General features: G+C 43.4%; 17 protein-coding genes and 1 riboswitch. Of the genes, 12 read left to right on the top strand and 5 right to left on the bottom strand.

The window, feature by feature from the left end; translation table 11 throughout:
* Positions 1–75: 75 nt before the first annotated feature.
* Both SIO70_RS16245 and SIO70_RS16240 read right to left on the bottom strand, forming a co-directional pair.
* The gene (locus SIO70_RS16245; RefSeq protein WP_320581904.1) at positions 76–1185 is read right to left on the bottom strand and encodes a serine hydrolase domain-containing protein; all 1110 of its coding nucleotides are present in this window, start codon (positions 1183–1185) and stop codon (positions 76–78) included.
* Positions 1186–1421: 236 nt separating this feature from the next.
* On the bottom strand, positions 1422–2396 hold the full coding sequence (locus SIO70_RS16240; RefSeq protein ID WP_320581903.1) for an SDR family oxidoreductase: 975 nt from the start codon (positions 2394–2396) through the stop codon (positions 1422–1424).
* A gap of 83 nt (positions 2397–2479) precedes the next feature.
* On the opposite strand from SIO70_RS16240, the gene SIO70_RS16235 reads away from it, so the two are divergent.
* The 10 genes from SIO70_RS16235 to SIO70_RS16190 all read left to right on the top strand — a co-directional run bounded on the left by SIO70_RS16235 (position 2480) and on the right by SIO70_RS16190 (position 14443).
* Positions 2480–2917, top strand: coding sequence for an SMI1/KNR4 family protein (locus SIO70_RS16235; protein WP_320581902.1), 438 nt, complete (start codon positions 2480–2482; stop codon positions 2915–2917).
* 61 nt (positions 2918–2978) lie between these two features.
* Positions 2979–4472: an alpha/beta hydrolase-fold protein gene (locus SIO70_RS16230; RefSeq protein ID WP_320581901.1), complete on the top strand. Its 1494-nt coding sequence runs from the start codon at positions 2979–2981 to the stop codon at positions 4470–4472.
* Between the two features lie 38 nt (positions 4473–4510).
* Positions 4511–5050 carry a YdeI/OmpD-associated family protein gene (locus tag SIO70_RS16225; protein WP_320581900.1) on the top strand — a complete coding sequence of 180 codons (540 nt, stop codon included), beginning with the start codon at positions 4511–4513 and terminating at the stop codon, positions 5048–5050.
* A 218-nt stretch (positions 5051–5268) separates the two neighbouring features.
* Positions 5269–6483: a dipeptidase gene (locus SIO70_RS16220; RefSeq protein WP_320581899.1), complete on the top strand. Its 1215-nt coding sequence runs from the start codon at positions 5269–5271 to the stop codon at positions 6481–6483.
* Between the two features lie 183 nt (positions 6484–6666).
* Positions 6667–6854: riboswitch (cobalamin riboswitch) on the top strand.
* A gap of 154 nt (positions 6855–7008) precedes the next feature.
* Positions 7009–9105, top strand: coding sequence for a TonB-dependent receptor (locus tag SIO70_RS16215; RefSeq protein ID WP_320581898.1), 2097 nt, complete (start codon positions 7009–7011; stop codon positions 9103–9105).
* 1 nt (position 9106) lies between these two features.
* Positions 9107–10450: a PepSY domain-containing protein gene (locus tag SIO70_RS16210; protein ID WP_320581897.1), complete on the top strand. Its 1344-nt coding sequence runs from the start codon at positions 9107–9109 to the stop codon at positions 10448–10450.
* A gap of 287 nt (positions 10451–10737) precedes the next feature.
* On the top strand, positions 10738–11691 hold the full coding sequence (locus SIO70_RS16205; protein ID WP_320581896.1) for an alpha/beta hydrolase: 954 nt from the start codon (positions 10738–10740) through the stop codon (positions 11689–11691).
* A 109-nt stretch (positions 11692–11800) separates the two neighbouring features.
* On the top strand, positions 11801–12811 hold the full coding sequence (locus SIO70_RS16200) for a sensor histidine kinase (protein ID WP_320581895.1): 1011 nt from the start codon (positions 11801–11803) through the stop codon (positions 12809–12811).
* Positions 12792–13556, top strand: coding sequence for a LytTR family DNA-binding domain-containing protein (locus SIO70_RS16195; RefSeq protein ID WP_320581894.1), 765 nt, complete (start codon positions 12792–12794; stop codon positions 13554–13556). Before SIO70_RS16200 ends, SIO70_RS16195 begins: the two co-directional genes overlap by 20 nt.
* Before the next feature lie 218 nt (positions 13557–13774).
* A complete protein-coding gene (locus tag SIO70_RS16190) occupies positions 13775–14443 on the top strand; it encodes a DUF1223 domain-containing protein (RefSeq protein WP_320581893.1) in 669 nt (222 codons plus the stop codon).
* On the opposite strand, the gene SIO70_RS16185 is transcribed toward SIO70_RS16190, so the two are convergent.
* Positions 14409–15131, bottom strand: a complete 723-nt coding sequence (locus SIO70_RS16185; protein WP_320581892.1) for a metallophosphoesterase family protein — start codon at positions 15129–15131, stop codon at positions 14409–14411. The genes SIO70_RS16190 and SIO70_RS16185 overlap by 35 nt on opposite strands.
* Before the next feature lie 25 nt (positions 15132–15156).
* Positions 15157–15534, bottom strand: a complete 378-nt coding sequence (locus SIO70_RS16180) for a DoxX family protein (RefSeq protein WP_320581891.1) — start codon at positions 15532–15534, stop codon at positions 15157–15159.
* Positions 15535–15662: 128 nt separating this feature from the next.
* Between SIO70_RS16180 and SIO70_RS16175 the strand changes: the two genes are divergently transcribed.
* Together SIO70_RS16175 and SIO70_RS16170 are read left to right on the top strand one after the other, a co-directional pair.
* A complete protein-coding gene (locus tag SIO70_RS16175) occupies positions 15663–15953 on the top strand; it encodes a hypothetical protein (RefSeq protein WP_083727465.1) in 291 nt (96 codons plus the stop codon).
* Between the two features lie 99 nt (positions 15954–16052).
* Positions 16053–16247 (top strand): winged helix-turn-helix transcriptional regulator, encoded by a 195-nt coding sequence (locus tag SIO70_RS16170; protein ID WP_320581890.1) that lies wholly within the window; start codon positions 16053–16055, stop codon positions 16245–16247.
* On the opposite strand, the gene SIO70_RS16165 is transcribed toward SIO70_RS16170, so the two are convergent.
* On the bottom strand, positions 16244–17602 hold the full coding sequence (locus SIO70_RS16165; RefSeq protein ID WP_320581889.1) for an MFS transporter: 1359 nt from the start codon (positions 17600–17602) through the stop codon (positions 16244–16246). The genes SIO70_RS16170 and SIO70_RS16165 overlap by 4 nt on opposite strands.

Raw genomic sequence — 17602 nt, 5'->3', positions numbered from 1 at the left:
AAAAGAAAGATACACGCTCTTCTTATAAGGTCGACTTTATTTTTTTCAGAAAGCTATTATTTACTCGCCTGGATATCATTTAAACCCCTGACTATAAAGGGTATCAATTATATCTCTCCATGCTTTGCTATTTTCCAGTTCTCCATTACAGAGAAAGATCATCCCTTTTTTACTCCCCGGACTGTAGGATATAAATGAAGAAACGCCGTTTGCAGAACCGGTATGACAATACAAGATAGCGCCTTTATTCGTTGCATATTGGAACCAGGTATGAAACCCCTGGTTAAATTCATCAGGGGTCAATGTCTGGATAGCATTGCTATCTATCACCTGCTTGTTATTATAAATCCCCTGCCCCGTCCAGGCAATGAGGAAATGGGCAAACTGTGTGACATTTGTATGCAGACTACCGGCGGGGTAATCAGGAAATCCACCATAACCTAAAGGTTGATAGGTATGCAGCGAATCGGAATACCGGTATGGCATAGCAACCTGGCTACTATCTACATCATGCAGGAACCAACCGGTATGCGGCATGTCAAGCGGTTTGAATAAATGTGTTTTGCAATATGTGCTAAAGTCCACGCCGGAAAGCCTTTCTACAAGGTATCCAAGCAATGCAATCCCCATATTGGAATAATTCGTTTTGGCACCGGGTGGATAGGTGTAGAAGTTCTTTTCTTTGTCATAATGCCTGCCTTGTGTTGTGAAATAATCCTTTATAAATGCAGGTAGCGGAATGGTAGGATCTCCATGGTTGGTTTCCCAAAATTCATGCAGGTAGTCTACATTATCATCAATGGAAGATCGATGTTGTAATAGTTGTCGGAAAGTAATTGCTTTATTCGGGAATGCGGGATTGACAAGATGAAAATCAAGGTAATGATTAACATCGTCATCCAGCTTAAACTTGCCAGCTGCATACAATTGCATTAAAGCAGCGGCGGTGACTGTTTTTGATGTGGAGGCAGCTTCAAAAATTGTGTTAGGTCCTACGGGTATTTTCTTTTCTATATTTTGATAACCGTAGTAGCCCGTCCAGGTCACTTTGCCTTTCTCAATAGTGATCGCTTCAAAACCGGCAATATGTTTATCGGCCAAAAGGCTGTCAAGCAGTGTCTTTTGCGGATAGGCAATGAATGGAAAAAGTGTACAAACAATCAGAATACAGGCACTAAGTTTCATTTTCTTGAAGGGATGTATCGCCTAATTTATGAAATTTAATTTAACTCTATTCCGCCAGATGTAAAGTTCTTTTCATAACATAGTCGAAACATTGCAGGGAAGCGGGATTTCGTTAAATTCGCAACAACCTGAAAAATGGTGGATAATCTTGCGAAACAGCCACCAGATTGCAAAAAATTGAAGAAATTATTATTAGATACACCTGATGCATTGGCGGCGAGAAATGTAACGAATGATTAGGCCAACTTCTTCTTTCCCGTCAATAACTTAATCGCCAGGAACCCCACTCCTGCCATCACCAACCCAACCGCTATCTGCTGCCTTGTACTCCTTGCCAACCGTGGCCTTGCGTTTCCATTCGTACTCATTGAATAATCCACTGTGTTGAAAATATTCCCATCTGTCTTTGCAATCGGATCCGCCTTTTTAAAATACCCCCTCATCAATAAACCCGTAAACTTCACCATCAGTTCCGGTGCCAGTGCATGCCCCAACTTAAACAACTTTGGCACACCACCCGGATACCTGTTTGACAAAGGCCGTAAGATAGAAGCCTTCACAGCTTCCGCCACCACTTTAGGATCAGATACCGGCGGTGCATTTTTCAATACCTTACCCGTATAATTAGCCGCATGTTGTATACCAGGGGTATCAAGGAATGCAGGATACAGGTCTACCACATGAATGTCCGGCCATGCTGCCAACTCTCCTTTGATAGATTCAAAAAATCCCCTGAGTGCATATTTACTGGCTGTATAAGCACTACCATAAGGAACAGGAATATAACCTCCAATGGAAATATTATTGATCAGGATACCCGCACCCTGTCTTTTGAAAAATGGGAGTACAGCATGGGTGCCACTCATATAACCAAGCAGGTTAGTAGTGATGACCTGCTGATGAGTTTCCCACGGTGTTTCTTCAAAAGTCCCTGCAGCCAGTACACCGGCGTTATTTACCCACACATCGATACGTCCTTTCCATTCAAAGGCTTTCTGCGCCAGTTCCAGCATCGCAGTGCGATCTCCTACATCAGTAGGCAGCACCAATACATCAGCGCCTAACTCCCGGCATTCATCTCCCAGTTCCAATAAAGCGGTCTCATTTCTGGCTGCCAGCACAAGGTTTACTCTTTCCGGAGCCAGCTCAAGGGCAGTCGCTTTGCCTGCGCCACTGGATGCACCTGTTATTACGATCGTTTTGTTTTCCATATGATTGTGACTTCAAAAGCCAGGCCAATGGCAGCGGTCTTTACTGTTCGTTTTTTTTATTAACTTGTAGCGCAACCTATTCTATGAAGTATCAATACCTCGGCTTTGTAGCCGACTATTACCAGACGACCAAATCCAACGAAAAAACTATTAAAAAATTAGAAACAGGCTTCGGTGCACCCTTCCCTGAAGCGTTCAGAGAACTCATCCGCATTGTGGGGCCCTCTGCTGCGTTTAATATCGTCGCTTTCAGTGATGGTTCGTATGATGGTATGCAGGCACTACATGATATGGCAAGGGAAAATGCGGAAGAAGATGGTACCGACTTTATGAAGGATAAAAACCAATTCCCTTTCAGTGGTTCGGGCGTAACCGGGCAGTTCTGGTTTTTCAGACTCGATGAAGGAGATGACCCGCCTGTATACCAATACAGTCCTCCGCAGGAAGGAAAAGATCCTTATCGCAAACTGGCAGACCATTTATCTGTTTATCTGAAAACATTCTTACGATTTTCTAAATGATCTTTCATGATCTCCATATATACAAATGTACTTATCTTAGGGAAAATTAACCTAAACCACCATGAAAGTAAGGAGTCTCATTTTTGCTATCCTCATTATAACGGGGACAGTGCAGGCACAGGATACCGTAAGAAGCGTATATACAGGTAATAGAATTGACTCTATTTACTCTACCATCTTACAACAGGAAAGATTGATCCAGGTATTTACACCACAAGATTACAAGCCGGGAAGCAATACCCGTTACGACGTAATTTATGTATTGGACGGAGGCAACTGGAATACCGGTCTAATCAACAATGTACAACGATTTATAGAAGGTGAAGGGAGTGTACCACCCACCATTGTAGTGAGTGTATTAGGCATTGATCGTAACAAAGACCTTACACCCACCCATGTGGAAGACTGGCCTACTTCGGGTGGAGGCAACAACTTCCTGCATTTTTTCAAAGATGAGTTGATTCCTTATATCAATAAGAATTATCCATCCAATGGAGATAATACCCTTTGGGGGCATTCATTGGGCGGACTGTTTGTGATCAATGCCTTACTGACAGCACCTGATGTATTCAAATCATACATTGCTGTTGACCCCAGTCTGTGGTGGGACCATGGCTATATACCTAAAATAGCCCCGGAGAAACTGCCGGCATTGGCGGGTTCCAATCATACCTTATTCATCAGTGGCAGACTGGGTAGAGAAGCGGAAGCCATGAAGGTAACAGATATAGATACGATACTTCATCAAAAAGCACCTGCGGAACTGACATGGAAGGTAATTCAATATACTGATGAAACACATAGTTCTATCCGGTTAAAGAGCACCTACGATGGTTTGAAATTTACTTTCGGTTGGAATAAAAGCCATATTAGTTTTCATCCGATGAATGGGATAGTGATAAAAGGACAACCTATCAATGTATGGTCTTTTGGAGATACAACAAATATGCGTTATACTTTGGATGGTACAACCCCTACGATCTCTTCGCCTGCAATAAAAGGGATCGTGAATATTGATGATACTGCGAAGCTGACAATCAGACAATTTACCAACCGCGCACGCTATGATAAAATGAAATCAGGTGTGTTCACTACTGGTAAGCCCCTGAAAGCAGCGGCCAAAGGAGGAGCTGAGACGAGTTATAAGTATTACGAGGAGGATCTGAAAAAACCGAAACTGGCAGGGATCATCAAAGATAAATTAACGCTCCCGCGGAAGAATGATTTTAACCTCGAAGTAAATGGTTGGATGGAGGCGAAAGAAGCCGGGTATTATGTATTTGTATTCAATGCTGATACAGATTCACAATTCTATTTGAATGGTCAGGAACTGATCCGCTGGAAAGGGTCTTCCAGCGAGTTCACGTATACGTATATCGTACCGTTGGAAAAAGGTTTTTATCCGTACCGGATAAATTACATACATCACAATGCAGACTTTGGATTAAAGCTTACTTATCTGCCTCCATCAAGTTTAAAGCAGATCAATCCGGTATCACTTCCTTTTTATAATACAACGATGTTAGAGCGGTTAATTACTATATTTACATTATAACTGATTGGAGCTATTTTAGCTTTAAAATATTATAACCAATGATGTGGGAAAAGGAAACTGAAAAACTGAGAAAGATCATACAGGATTGTGGCCTCAATGAAGCCACTAAGTGGGGTAAGCCCTGCTTTGATTACGAAGGTAAAAACATCGTGATCATACAGGGGTTTAAAGACTATTGCGCACTCCTCTTTTTCAAGGGGGCATTGCTCACCGATCCTGATGGTATCCTTGTAAAAACTGGCGAGAATACACAGGTAGGCCGGCAGGCACGATTTACGAATGTAAAAGAGATCACGCAGGTAGCAGCTATTCTAAAGGCTTGTATTTACGAAGCTATAGAAGTAGAGAAAGCAGGGTTGAAAGTGGATACAAAGAAGACGCCGGTTAATATTCCTGAAGAGTTGCAGCAACAATTTCATAAACAACCGAAATTAAAAAAAGCATTTGAGGCACTCACTCCCGGCAGACAAAAAGCATATGTGTTTTTCTTTTCAGGGGCTAAACAATCTAAAACGCGGGAAGCAAGGATAGAGAAATATATTCCGCAGATTCTGGCGGGGAAAGGGATGAATGATTAAATTGAATACGGCATCTTTCGAAAGAAAAACTCCCCATATCCTGACTTCGAAAACCATCCATGATTAAATTATACACATAAAAGTTTGGAAAGTATCCGCATTTCACATCCTGAATAATTATGGGAATACCAGTAAAATAAGGCATTTTCCGGTCTTCTGTTTTAACATTTTAACCTACCCCCTTTTCTATAAATTAGTCCCCTTAACTGGCAATGACAATGAAATCTCTATCAGCATGGTCCAGGCGGGAGTTCCTAACCGCCATATCCGGCACAGGGGCAGCAATGATGCTAAACCCCTTATCATCATGGGCTATCAGTGACATAGACCCACGTGTAGCAGCTATCGTAGCAGCTACTTACGGAATTGATACACATAATCACGTAGACGTTCCTTTGACCAAAGAAGATATTCCTGGGCCCGATGTTGACCTGGCAGGAGAGATGAAACGCTCTGGTTTATCAGCCATTTGCATGACCTTTGCGGTTGACTACAAGAAATTAGATCCCAACGGAGAAGCCTATGATCGTTTCCTGAATGGCCTGACAGCAATGGATGCTGAACTGGCTAAAAACAAGATGAAACGGGCCCTGAACATGGAAGATCTGCGCAAAGCAAAGAAGAAAAAACAGCCAATTGTGATTCAGTCTGTTGAAGGCGCACACTGGTTGGAAGGAAAGGTGGAAAGAGTGGAAATAGGTTATAAACGCGGGTTACGTCATCTTACTTTATTACACGACAGCGATGCATCAGTGCCTTTGGGGGATGTGTATACGAATGAACCTGCATTTGGAGGACTAACTACGTTTGGTGCAGATGTGATCAGGGAATGTAACAGGCTAGGTATACTGGTGGACCTCGCACATTGCGATGGGAATACGGTGGCAATGGCATTGAAGGTGGCTGCACAACCGGTGTTTATTTCTCATACAGGGTTGAATACACAGCTGGGGAATAATCCCGGGATGGCGAAGATGATGTACAAAAGGCTCATCAGCAGGGAGAATGCGAAAGTAGTGGCAGATGCAGGTGGAGTGATTGGCGTGTGGACGCATCTGGCGGATACCCCGTTGGAGTATGCACAGAATATCAGGGCATTGGTGGATATTGTAGGTGTAGATCATGTGTGTATTGGTACGGATACGAAGATGACGCCTCCGTATCACAAGCCGGGTGCCCAATCTGGATTTGGCGGAGGACCGGGTGGTGAGCATAAAGGTGGTCCGGAAGGTGAGCAAAACAAACCTAAAGAAAATGGCCCTCAAAAACCCCGCGTCGGCGAACGCACCAATCTTGCATGGGCTGATCAAAATGTAGGCTTCTACTACGCAGTAGTGGATGCACTGCTAAAAACAGGTTTTAATGAAGAAGAAATAGGCAAAATAGGCGGAGGTAATTTCTGCCGTGTATTTGACGCTGCCACAAAAAAATAATAGTATTACCCCTGAAAAATGGGGTAATATTTCCTTCTCAAATGAGTTTTTTTTCAAACGAACTTTACTAAAAAACAATAATCCCTTTAAACGGTTATTCTTCCCAAACAATAGACTCCATTAAAAACACCTTCCCATTTTAAATCAAATCCCTATCTTCGCCCACGTTTTTAAGTTCTTTTCTTTCCCCCACCTAAAAAAGGTTCTGTTTAACAGCAGATTAATAGGGAATCGTGTGAAAATCACGAACTGTCCCGCAACTGTAAGTAACAATCACAGTTGCTGCCACCAATGTCCACTGATCGATATGATCGGGAAGGACGGCAGCAATGTTACAAGTCAGGAGACCTGCCTTTTTTACGCTGGCAATGCTTTCGTGGACTGAAGCAACGTCAAGGTTTGGAGTTTTAAATCCGGAGTGTATTCACTTACGGACCATCGTGTGCTTATACCACACCTCCATTCCTTCCCCACAAAAGCATGGTAAAGTCAAGGAGAATTATTATTTCTTCATCAACTCTATCAATGCAAACATCTACATTCACCTTCGCCGGTATTCTGCTGTCATGTACACTGTCCGCCGCCACCATGCAGGCACAATCTGTTGCTGACACTACTGTCAAACAATTAGCTGAAGTCACCATCAATCATGCCCAACGTTCCAGCATCAACAAGATCAATGTCCCTATCCGGGATCTCCCATTGACTACGACTGCTGTATCTTCCAGAACCATCGAACAAAGAGGCACTGACGACCTGGGCGAAGCTATGAAAAACGTGACCGGGGTACGTGCAAACAACACCTACGGCGGTTTTCAGCACTTCACCATCCGTGGTTTCAACAACTTTGTATTGCTGGTAGACGGTGTCAGAGATGAACGTCACAACATCAGCACCAGTGCGCCCAGCACCAATCTCGCGAATATTGAAAGGATTGAAGTGCTGAAAGGTCCCGCCTCTGTACTTTTCGGTCACTCTGCATTAGGCGGCATTATCAACATGGTGCGCAAACGCCCTACTACGGAGCAAAAAGCGGACTTCTCCGCCTCCTATGGTAGCTTTAATACCCGCAGAATGCGCGTAGGTGCCGGTGGTGCGCTGAGCAAAAACCTCTTCTACCGCGTTGATGCAGGATTATCTGCTACTGATGGTTATCGCAATGCCGCTGTGAATACCAACAATGCATACCTCGCATTGGAATACACACCTACTGCACGCGATAACTTCTACTTCACCGTTGGTGCCAACAAGGATCATTACGCTACTGACGCCGGTATCCCTATGCTGACAGGTAGCAAACCTGCTCCCGGTATAAATGTAAATACCCGTTACAACGACCCGGCCGATTTTCTGAAGAACACCACTACCAGCTATCAACTGCGTTATACTCACCAGTTCAGCGATGCTTTGGTGCTCTCTGATCAGCTCTCCTATTCCAATGATAATATCGATTATTTATCTACTGAAGAACTGACCTTCAATGAGTCACTCGACTCACTGACACGTACTTCTCCACTGTATTTCAATCACCTGACCAGGCCATTGCAAAATCAGCTGGAACTGACTTACAACGTGCATACCGGTCACATTGAACATAAAATCCTCGTAGGCTACTCTTACAGTAATTTAGATCGCAAAACGTATAGTGCCAACATATATGGAGATGGTCTGTACGCCACTGTTGCTGTACAGGATCCTATCTTAAATCAGGGGTATATCAGTTACACGCCTTACCAGTACAAGGCTTCAGAAGAAACCGTTCATGGGCTGTATGTACAGGAGTGGATAAAACTTTCCGACAAACTGAAAGGTCTTGTTGGCCTACGTTACGATATCTTCCGGGGTACTTATTTCACCAACAAGGTCGATAAAAACAGGAATGTAACGGAGAGAGGTGCGGAGACAAAGATCCCTACCGCGGCACTCACCTACCGTGCAGGCCTGGTGTATCAGCCATTGAAAGAATGGTCTGTCTATGGCTCCTACTCTACTTACTTCAAGCCAAGCAGAAGGATTGCCAACAATGGCGAGACCTTCGAACCGGAAGATGGTTACCAGGGGGAAGTAGGTACCCGTTATGACATTACCCATAACTGGTCTGTGAATGGTTCCCTTTACTATATGAGAAAGAACAATCAGGTAGAAAGCATTGCCGGCGGTGGTTACAAACGTGTTGGTGCGGCGGAGTCAAAAGGATACGAAATTGAATTGCAAGGTAGTCCGCTGGCAGGACTGGACGTGAATGCCGGTTATACCTTCACCCTTGCCAAATACCTCCCTTATGCTGACAAGTCGCTGACCAATAGCGTAGCTGGCAATATCGTAGCACTGGCACCTAAACATATGGCGAACCTGTGGGCGAACTATCAGCTGAAACGCTGGGGCGTTGGTGCTGGTGCCAACTATATGAGCGATACCTATACCAACAGTGCCAACACCTATGTATTACATGCTTACACCACCATCGATGCCGCACTGGGTTACCAGTTTGGCAAGGTAGGAGTGCGCCTGAATGTAAATAATCTGGCGAATGAGAAATACTTTGCAAACGCCATTTATTCCAACCAGTTTTACCCGGGTGCAACCCGCAATTATTTGCTGACACTGAAGTATGCTTTATAAGATGAAGTTCAAAGCAGTATTGCTCATACACCGGTACCTGGGGTTCGCACTGAGTATGATGTTTGTCGTTTGGTTTTTATCCGGGATGATGATGATGTATGTCACATATCCGACGATGAAATATGAACAGCGCTTACAACGGTTGCCCCAGCTTAAATTGGAGCAATGTCATATTATTCCGCCTCAGATCAAAGATGCAAAGCGTGTAAGACTGGGCATGCTGCTGGACAGACCTGTTTACAGGATTGACCAGCAGGTGATCTTTGCAGATAATGGAGATACGCTGCCGGGAGTAGATACGGCATTAGCCAGCCAGATCGCCACTGCTTTTGCGCATAGCCAACCTGCGTCTGTGGAGGTCTTACATGAAATAGATCAATGGATGGCAGCGCATCGTTCGCAGGGATATCTGCCGGATGTGTATAAATTTAAAATGGATGATGCTGCCGGCAATTATGTGTATGTATCTATGCATACGGCCGAAGTGGTGCAGATGGTAAATGCCAGACAAAGGCTATTGGCATGGCTGGGACCTATTCCTCACTGGATCTATCCGACTATACTGATCAGGAACAGACCTGTATGGAGTCAGGTGGTGATATGGGTATCATTGATGGGTACCATGATGTGTCTGGCCGGCATTATCATGGGTTTTGTGAGGTATAAAAGGAAGCGGGGTATGCAATTCAGTCCTTATAAAAAAGTATGGTTTAAGTACCATCATTATACAGGATTTATCTTTGGGTTGTTTGTATTTACATGGGTATTGAGTGGGTTGTTTTCAATGAGTCCGCTGCCTTTGGGAAAGAGTACAAAACCAAAGATCTCCATTCAGGATAATTTTGTTGCTTTACCTCGCAATTTTTCGGATGTAAAAGAAATCCAGTTTTTAGAAGTGGAAGGAAAACCTTATTACCTTGGCTGGAAAGATGGCCAGCATACACAGCTGGTGGCAGGTGACAAAGCGGGTAGCGAACCATTTGAACGATTCGATACCAGTATCTTTCATATAAAAGGGAAGAAAGAAATACTGGCTACTTACGATGACTATTACTATTCACGTAAATACGAAAAGCGACTTCCTGTTTTAAGGGTAAAAGATGGTGACACCTGGTCTTATATAAACCTCAGCACCGGCCAGCTGGTGCTGCAAGAGGATAATGGCGCAAGGGTGGAGCGGTGGTTGTATCATGGTTTACACAGTCTTGATTTTAGTTTTTTGGTTTATAAAAGGCCATTGTGGGATGTAGTCGTGTGGATTTTAATGCTGGGTGGTACAATGGTCAGTGTGACAGGAGCAGTATTGACATGGAAATGGTTAAAAAGGAAAGCAGGGGTCAGATGATCCCTGCCTTTTTAATATGTCTGACTGACTATTTCATTAATATTTCCAATTGACCAGTTCATGGTATGTCTAACTGGCCACTTCATTACATGTCTACCTGACTCCTTCATTTGTATGCACAATTGACCTCTCCATTATATGTCTAGCTGACCCCTTCATTTGTATGCTTAATTGACCTCTCCATGTATATGTCTAGCTGGCCCCTTCATTTGTCCACTTCGGGGATTTGCATCTTTTCAGTGGATAATCATGCTGATACCTTTGATTCACAATCAAAACAACTCATCATGAAAAATATATTCCTTGCCCTGCTCTTCTTCGCCACCTCCTTACAGGCACAATCTATCAAACAGATCCATGCCGGTGTATTGGATGTAGGTTATGCAGAAAGCGGCCCTGCCAATGGGAAACCGGTTATCTTATTACACGGCTGGCCTTACGATATCCATAGTTTTGACAGCGTCACCTCTATTTTGACAAATAAAGGATATAGGGTCATTGTGCCTTATTTAAGGGGATATGGCACTACTTCCTTCCTTTCTGATAAAATGCCCAGAAATGGGCAGCAAGCGGCCATTGCAAGCGATATTATCGCCTTCATGGATGCCCTGAAAATTAAAAGCGCCATTATCGGAGGTTTTGACTGGGGTGCCAGAACTGCGGATATCATTGCTGCTATATGGCCTGACCGCTGTACCGCCCTCGTATCTGTCAGCGGTTACCTCATAGGCAGTCAGCAAGCCAACCTCGCCCCTTTAAAGCCCAAAGCAGAACTGGCCTGGTGGTATCAATTCTACTTTGCCACCGAAAGGGGTCAGCAAGGTTACGCTTCCAATACAAATGAATTTAATCAACTCATCTGGCAGCTGGCTTCCCCTCAATGGCATTTTGACTCAGCCACCTATGCCCAATCTGCTGCTGCTTTTAATAATCCGGACCATGTAGCCATCGTGATCCATAACTACCGCTGGCGCCTGGGCCTTGCCAAAGGTGAAAAACAATACGATGCTATAGAAGCCAAACTGGCCACCGCCCCTGCCATTACAGTACCTACGGTGACCCTGGAAGGCGATGCCAATGGTGCCCCACACCCCGATCCGGCCCAATATGCGGCGAAATTTAAAGGGCCATATGCTCACCATACCATTACCAGCGGCATTGGTCACAACTTCCCCCAGGAAGCACCTGTAGCATTTGCAAATGCCATCATCGAAGCAAATAATTTATCTTTAAAGGAATAATTCAAAGGGCTATATGCATACTATAAAATCAGCAGCGGCATCGGTCACAACCTCCCCCAGGAAGCATCTATGGCCATCATCGAAGCAAATAATTTATCTTTAAAAACGAATGAAAGAAAATAAACTTAAAATATCACAGGCGACTATCTGGATCAGTTCGATCTTTCTGGGTCTGTTATCGTCCGTACCACAAATAGCACAGCAACATTTCAATACAATGGAAGCTATCGTAAATGCAGCCATTACTGGAATTTTTGCTGTGCTTATGTGGTATTTTAATATTTACATCCTGCGCAGAATGCCACAGCAAAAAAGCATCTCTTACACCAAACTCCTGAGCAGTCTCGCCTTTGGTATGGTAATCATGTTCGCCCTTGCCTGGATCCAGCAACTGATCCTCTCTCATATCAACTTCGGGCCTGTGATGCTGATGGTGGAAGTAAGAGGTATCCTCATCAACCTCGTATTCTACATGTTCCTGCACCTCATGCAACAGAACTACGAGAACCAGCATGTAAACATGGAACTGGAACGCATCAAAAATGACAACCTCGGCGCACAGTATGAATTACTGAAGCAACAGGTGAACCCACACTTCCTTTTCAACAGTCTGAACACCCTGAAGGCAATGGTCGAAACCGGCGACGAAGAAGCCATTGATTTCATCATCAAATTGTCCAACTTTTACCGGTTCACCTTAGAAAGCCGGAAGCTGGACCTCATTCATGTACATGAAGAAATGGAGATCCTGAATGCTTATCTCTTCCTACAAAAGGCCCGTTTTGATGCAGGATTTACTTTTACCAACGACCTGGATGAATCAATGCTAAAAACACTCATTCCTCCTTTCACATTACAATTACTGGTAGAAAACTGCATCAAACACAATGTAGTATCGCTGCAAAAACCGCTACATATCCGTATTTATGGAGAAGCAGAAAAGATCGTGGTAGAAAATCAGTTACAGCCAAAGGTGGGAGAAAATAACTCTCTTGGCGTAGGACTCAAAAACATCGATCTGCGGTATAGCCACCTGTTACAAAAACATATTGACATCATTAAAACAGATACCCTCTTTCAAATCAAACTGCCGTTGATTTATGAATATCGTAATAATTGAAGATGAATTAAGGACCGCGAAGTCACTGGAACAAATCATCCTGAAAATAAAACCTGCAGCCAAAATAGTTGGCCAGTACCAAAGTGTGGAAAGCTCCGTAGAAGCTTTGTCTACTCACAACCAGCCCGACCTGATCTTTATGGATATTCAGTTGGCAGATGGCCTTTGCTTTGAAATATTTAAATCTGTTAGTATTAGTTGTCCGGTCGTATTCTGTACAGCTTTTGATGAATACTCACTCGATGCTTTTAAAAACAACGGGGTAGATTATGTACTGAAGCCATTTTCAAAGGAAGACATACAGGAAGCGTTGAGAAAGGTAGATGAATTAAAGAACTTCTTTCAGCAAAAGGTTATGCCTGACCTGGGTGACCTATTATCCAAACTGGGTGCGCCGGCAGCGGGCAAAACGAGTTTTCTTGTTTTCAAAAATCAGAAGTACACCACTGTACCTGTTGAAAATATTGCATATTTCTTTATCAAGAATGACTGTACAATTATCGTGTGTTTTGATAAGGAGCAGTTTATTATTAATCAGTCACTGGATCAGATCGCGGGGATGGTATCTGCCAAACAATTCTTTAGGGTGAACAGGCAGTACCTCGTGAATTTTAAAGCGATCAAAGAGGTAGAACCTTATTTTTTAAGAAAGCTATATGTGAAGCTGGTGATAGAGACGGCGGAGAAGTTGTTGATCAATAAAGAGAAGTCACATAATTTCCTGACATGGATGGAAGAGAGATAAAAGGAAGAGGATGCATCAAAAATAAATAAACCATTTCCCTGTCGTCCAGAGACACAAATGTGAAAAAACTACGCACTGAAGTTCAGTAGCAAAGCCTTCAGTCAGACAAACCCATTCCTGAGTCAAACATTCCAAAACATAAATTATTGACGGTTGATTATGTCCACCTGAAGGGATTCATCCTTACATTTGACCTGCCTGATAAATAATTTTACAACATGAAAAAGATCTATTTATTAGCAGCCATGACGCTATTACAATTTAAAGCGTTTTCCCAGGGGTTTATCGTCCTTGAGTTATTTACATCAGAAGGATGTTCCAGCTGTCCGCCAGCTGAAGAATTGTTAGCCAGTATAAAGACTGACAAACCGGTGTATATATTGGAATATCATGTAGACTACTGGGATCGGCTGGGATGGAAAGATCCCTTTAGCTGTCATCAGTTTTCAGAAAGACAGTACCAGTATAGTCAGTTCCTCTCCAGCCAGGTTTATACGCCACAACTGGTGATGAATGGCACCAGCGAATGCATAGGCAGTGATGCTGCGATTGTGAATAAAACTATTAATGCGGCATTGTCAAAAACAGCGACAACAACCCTGAATGTGCAGGGAAATATCCAGGGAGGGAAGCTAACTATCAATCAGAAAAATATATTAATCGCAGTGGTGCAGAAGCATGCGATGACACAGGTGAAGAGAGGAGAAAATGAAGGACGTACGCTCAGCCATATTCAAATTGTACGAAGCCTTCATTTAGTAAAAAATAAAGAAGCCATTGATCTGCCTGCGGGATTTAATACACAGGATTATGAAATCATCGCCATGGTCCAAAATCCTTCTACGGGTGAGATTACGGCAGCGTCAAAAGTAACACCATCTCTGTAGTAATATCCCCACCAGTCGTATCTATTATTCTATATCCACATACACTTTGGTCTATCTCTACCTCAGCCGTTTCTTTTCCAATCTGGTAAGAAGCGGCTGGTGTTGTGTATTGATAAATATTATCTTCTTCAGCTTCATCTATCATATGGTAGTGACCACAGAAAATCGTTATTTTTTTATGTGATCCTTTTAACAAAGCCTTCAACTCATCCCGACCTTGCAGCGCAGCACCTAATCCTTCTATCGGGGTATTGATCGCTAACACAGGATGGTGTACAAAAAGAACGATCTCTTTGTCTGTATTTAACATTTCTCTTAACCATCTCAATCGCTCCCCATCTATTTTATTATCAGAAGTATCTAAGATAATATACCTTATCGCTGCATCCTCTTTGATATAATTTGCAGGCTCTGGATAATATTGACTCACAGCAGCAAAGGTATCATGGTTTCCCAATACCATCCACAATGAAAACCCTCTCTGCGCAATTACATCAAAGAACCATTGATTCATTTCAGGGGAGCCAATATCCCCTCCAAATACAATCTCTTTAATTCCTCTCTCCGCTACATCATCTAAAATCATCCTAAAGTTCTTTGTATGGGCTATAGGATTATTGATATAACTGATGCCATTCCCTGTCTGCAATTCCTGTCCTAAATGACTATCTGTGATATATGCTTTCATACTTTAAAGGTATAAAAAAACCGCCTCAAAAATTTGAGACGGTTCTTTTACGGAACATGAGGTACGTGACCCCGACCATTATAAATGCAATGACGGCATCCACGGTAGCAGCCGCCCCCAACACAGCTAATTTAGATCCGAAGGCAAAAATGATATCGAAAAACATACCTGCAAAAACCCATTCTTTCAGCCTGTTCAACTTATTTGGAATGAGGAGCACTGCAATGCCGGATAATTTTGCTACACCCAGTATATAAATAAAATGTGGCGGATAGCCCAGTTGTAAGGTGATATTCCATACCAGCGGATTGTTTGTGAGTTCACAAATACCACTGGTACCAAACCATAATGATGTGAGGGCGATACCTGTCCAATAGATGGCGTTTACTGCTTTATGATTCATGTCGTTATTGTTTTATGATCCAAAGGTGCGGCAAACGGGGCCGGAAGGAAAGGATCATTCCCCCGGGTTAGACAATATGAAGGGGGAACCGGACATTTCATTTCATAAAAATTAAGTAAAATTGTATCATGGAACTAAATTTAGAATATAACAAAGCCATACGGCTGCTGGATGAGGGCCGGGAAGAAGAAGCCCTGCAATTGCTGGAAAAAGTACTGCTGAACAGTATGCAAAATGATGATCAGGTACATGTGGTCAGGAGTAGTGTAGTACTGGGTGAATATTTCTTTAATATAGGTGATGAGGAAGCTGCCGGCAAGAACCTGGAACGTGCGATAGAAGCGATACTGACAGATGAGGAAGCGGAGGAATTGGATTGGGAGTTGAATCAGGCGAGGGAATTACTGAATAATCTGTAAATATAATATTCATGAAAGAGGAGATTCACCAACGAAGATGAATCCATTTTCAGAAAAATAAAGCGCAAGGGCTTGAATCTCCTTGCTCTTTATTAATTATTGCAAACCACCGGAAGCTTTAATACTATCCCCTGTCACGCACCTGGCCGCATCAGAAACGAGGAAGGTCACGATAATAAACCGGTGAGTGTAAACTATGCCATTACGGAATATGGTCTTACCCTGGAAACTGTGATCAAAGAATTATCTCACTGGGGCAATACCCACAGAATACAATTAATGGGTAAGGTTTAATGACGCGCTTTCAACTTCAGGTAAATAAGGGCGATTAAAACAAATGTACCCGCCACTGCCACATACACACTCAGTGAGATCGCATGCAGGATGGCCATACCTCCTCCTGCAGCAGCTGCACCCAGTATCGCCACACCGGTAGCACCTGCTGCCTGCCGCACCGTATTCAAAGCAGCAGAAGCCGTACCTGACAATTGCTTATCCACGCTGGACAAAATACCCGTGGTCATCGAAGGCACGGCCAATCCCATCCCCATTGGAATAATCAGGAAAGGCAGGAACAACTGCCAGTAAGGCGTATCTTCCTTTGCAATCAACAAACCTGCAAACCCAATGGCGAACATCACCAAACCTACGAGTATAGGTTTACGAATTCCGTATTTATTGATAATCGACCCACTCATTAAATTGGAAATCACAAACCCGATCGTCAAAGGCAGAAACGCAAAACCCGCCGTCAATGAAGGATAATGCAATACATTTTGCAGGTACAGGCTCAGTATAAACACAGTGCCGTAATAGAATCCATTCAACAATGCCCCCAACAACAACAATACATTGAATGACCCTGAATGAAAAAGATACAATGGCAACATGGGATGACTACCTTTCTTTTCCAGTATGATAAACACAATCAATGATACGATACTGAGCAGACAGGCGCCGTAGATGAACGGATGCGTGATGCCTAATTTAGGGCCCTCAATGATGGCGCCAATCAGGGTAGTGATCGCAATCATCCAGGTAATCGTACCCGGAAAATCTATCTTCTTTTTAACTACCGCCGATTCATTTTTCGGTAATCTTACTGTCAGCAACATCCCCGCTATACACAATGGCGCATTTACAAAGAAGATATAACGCCAGTTGCTGACAGAAATAATAATACCTCCTGCAATAGGTCCGGCTGCAATAGCGGCACTACCTGCCGCCGTCCACAAACCGACCGCCCTTGCACGAATATCCGGCATATGGGCAAAGCTCTGATTTAGAATAGCCAGCGAACTGGGTATCATGGTAGCTGCGCCAACGCCCTGCAATACTCTCCATACTATCAGCATTCCTGCAGTACCTGCAAATCCACAGCCTACTGAGGCGGCGCAAAATATGAACATCCCCCACTGAAATACATGTTTGGCGCCAAACAAATCACTCAGGTTCCCTGCTGACAACATCAATACCGCAAAGGCCAATGCATAGGCATCAATTACCCATTGCAGTATGCTCATATCAGCTTTAAATGTCTTTGCGATTTCGGGTAAGGCGATATTTACGATGGAAACATCTAATTGTGCAACTACGAAAGCAAGGCTGGTTACAGCCGTGGTCCATCTGAAACTATTACTGGCGGTCAT

This window comes from Chitinophaga sancti (assembly GCF_034087045.1).
GTDB classification, from domain to species: domain Bacteria; phylum Bacteroidota; class Bacteroidia; order Chitinophagales; family Chitinophagaceae; genus Chitinophaga; species Chitinophaga sancti_B.
The sequence above is the reverse complement of the archived record's forward strand: the minus strand, read 5'-3'. Positions and strand labels throughout refer to the sequence as shown.

What these genes read in the sequence shown, in the direction of transcription:
- SIO70_RS16245 (WP_320581904.1), bottom strand. Translation starts at nt 1,185, where the DNA reads ATGAAACTTAGTGCCTGTATTCTGATTGTTTGTACACTTTTTCCATTC.
- SIO70_RS16240 (WP_320581903.1), bottom strand. Translation starts at nt 2,396, where the DNA reads ATGGAAAACAAAACGATCGTAATAACAGGTGCATCCAGTGGCGCAGGC.
- SIO70_RS16235 (WP_320581902.1), top strand. Translation starts at nt 2,480, where the DNA reads ATGAAGTATCAATACCTCGGCTTTGTAGCCGACTATTACCAGACGACC.
- SIO70_RS16230 (WP_320581901.1), top strand. Translation starts at nt 2,979, where the DNA reads ATGAAAGTAAGGAGTCTCATTTTTGCTATCCTCATTATAACGGGGACA.
- SIO70_RS16225 (WP_320581900.1), top strand. Translation starts at nt 4,511, where the DNA reads ATGATGTGGGAAAAGGAAACTGAAAAACTGAGAAAGATCATACAGGAT.
- SIO70_RS16220 (WP_320581899.1), top strand. Translation starts at nt 5,269, where the DNA reads ATGAAATCTCTATCAGCATGGTCCAGGCGGGAGTTCCTAACCGCCATA.
- SIO70_RS16215 (WP_320581898.1), top strand. Translation starts at nt 7,009, where the DNA reads ATGCAAACATCTACATTCACCTTCGCCGGTATTCTGCTGTCATGTACA.
- SIO70_RS16210 (WP_320581897.1), top strand. Translation starts at nt 9,107, where the DNA reads ATGAAGTTCAAAGCAGTATTGCTCATACACCGGTACCTGGGGTTCGCA.
- SIO70_RS16205 (WP_320581896.1), top strand. Translation starts at nt 10,738, where the DNA reads ATGAAAAATATATTCCTTGCCCTGCTCTTCTTCGCCACCTCCTTACAG.
- SIO70_RS16200 (WP_320581895.1), top strand. Translation starts at nt 11,801, where the DNA reads ATGAAAGAAAATAAACTTAAAATATCACAGGCGACTATCTGGATCAGT.
- SIO70_RS16195 (WP_320581894.1), top strand. Translation starts at nt 12,792, where the DNA reads ATGAATATCGTAATAATTGAAGATGAATTAAGGACCGCGAAGTCACTG.
- SIO70_RS16190 (WP_320581893.1), top strand. Translation starts at nt 13,775, where the DNA reads ATGAAAAAGATCTATTTATTAGCAGCCATGACGCTATTACAATTTAAA.
- SIO70_RS16185 (WP_320581892.1), bottom strand. Translation starts at nt 15,131, where the DNA reads ATGAAAGCATATATCACAGATAGTCATTTAGGACAGGAATTGCAGACA.
- SIO70_RS16180 (WP_320581891.1), bottom strand. Translation starts at nt 15,534, where the DNA reads ATGAATCATAAAGCAGTAAACGCCATCTATTGGACAGGTATCGCCCTC.
- SIO70_RS16175 (WP_083727465.1), top strand. Translation starts at nt 15,663, where the DNA reads ATGGAACTAAATTTAGAATATAACAAAGCCATACGGCTGCTGGATGAG.
- SIO70_RS16165 (WP_320581889.1), bottom strand. Translation starts at nt 17,602, where the DNA reads ATGACCGCCAGTAATAGTTTCAGATGGACCACGGCTGTAACCAGCCTT.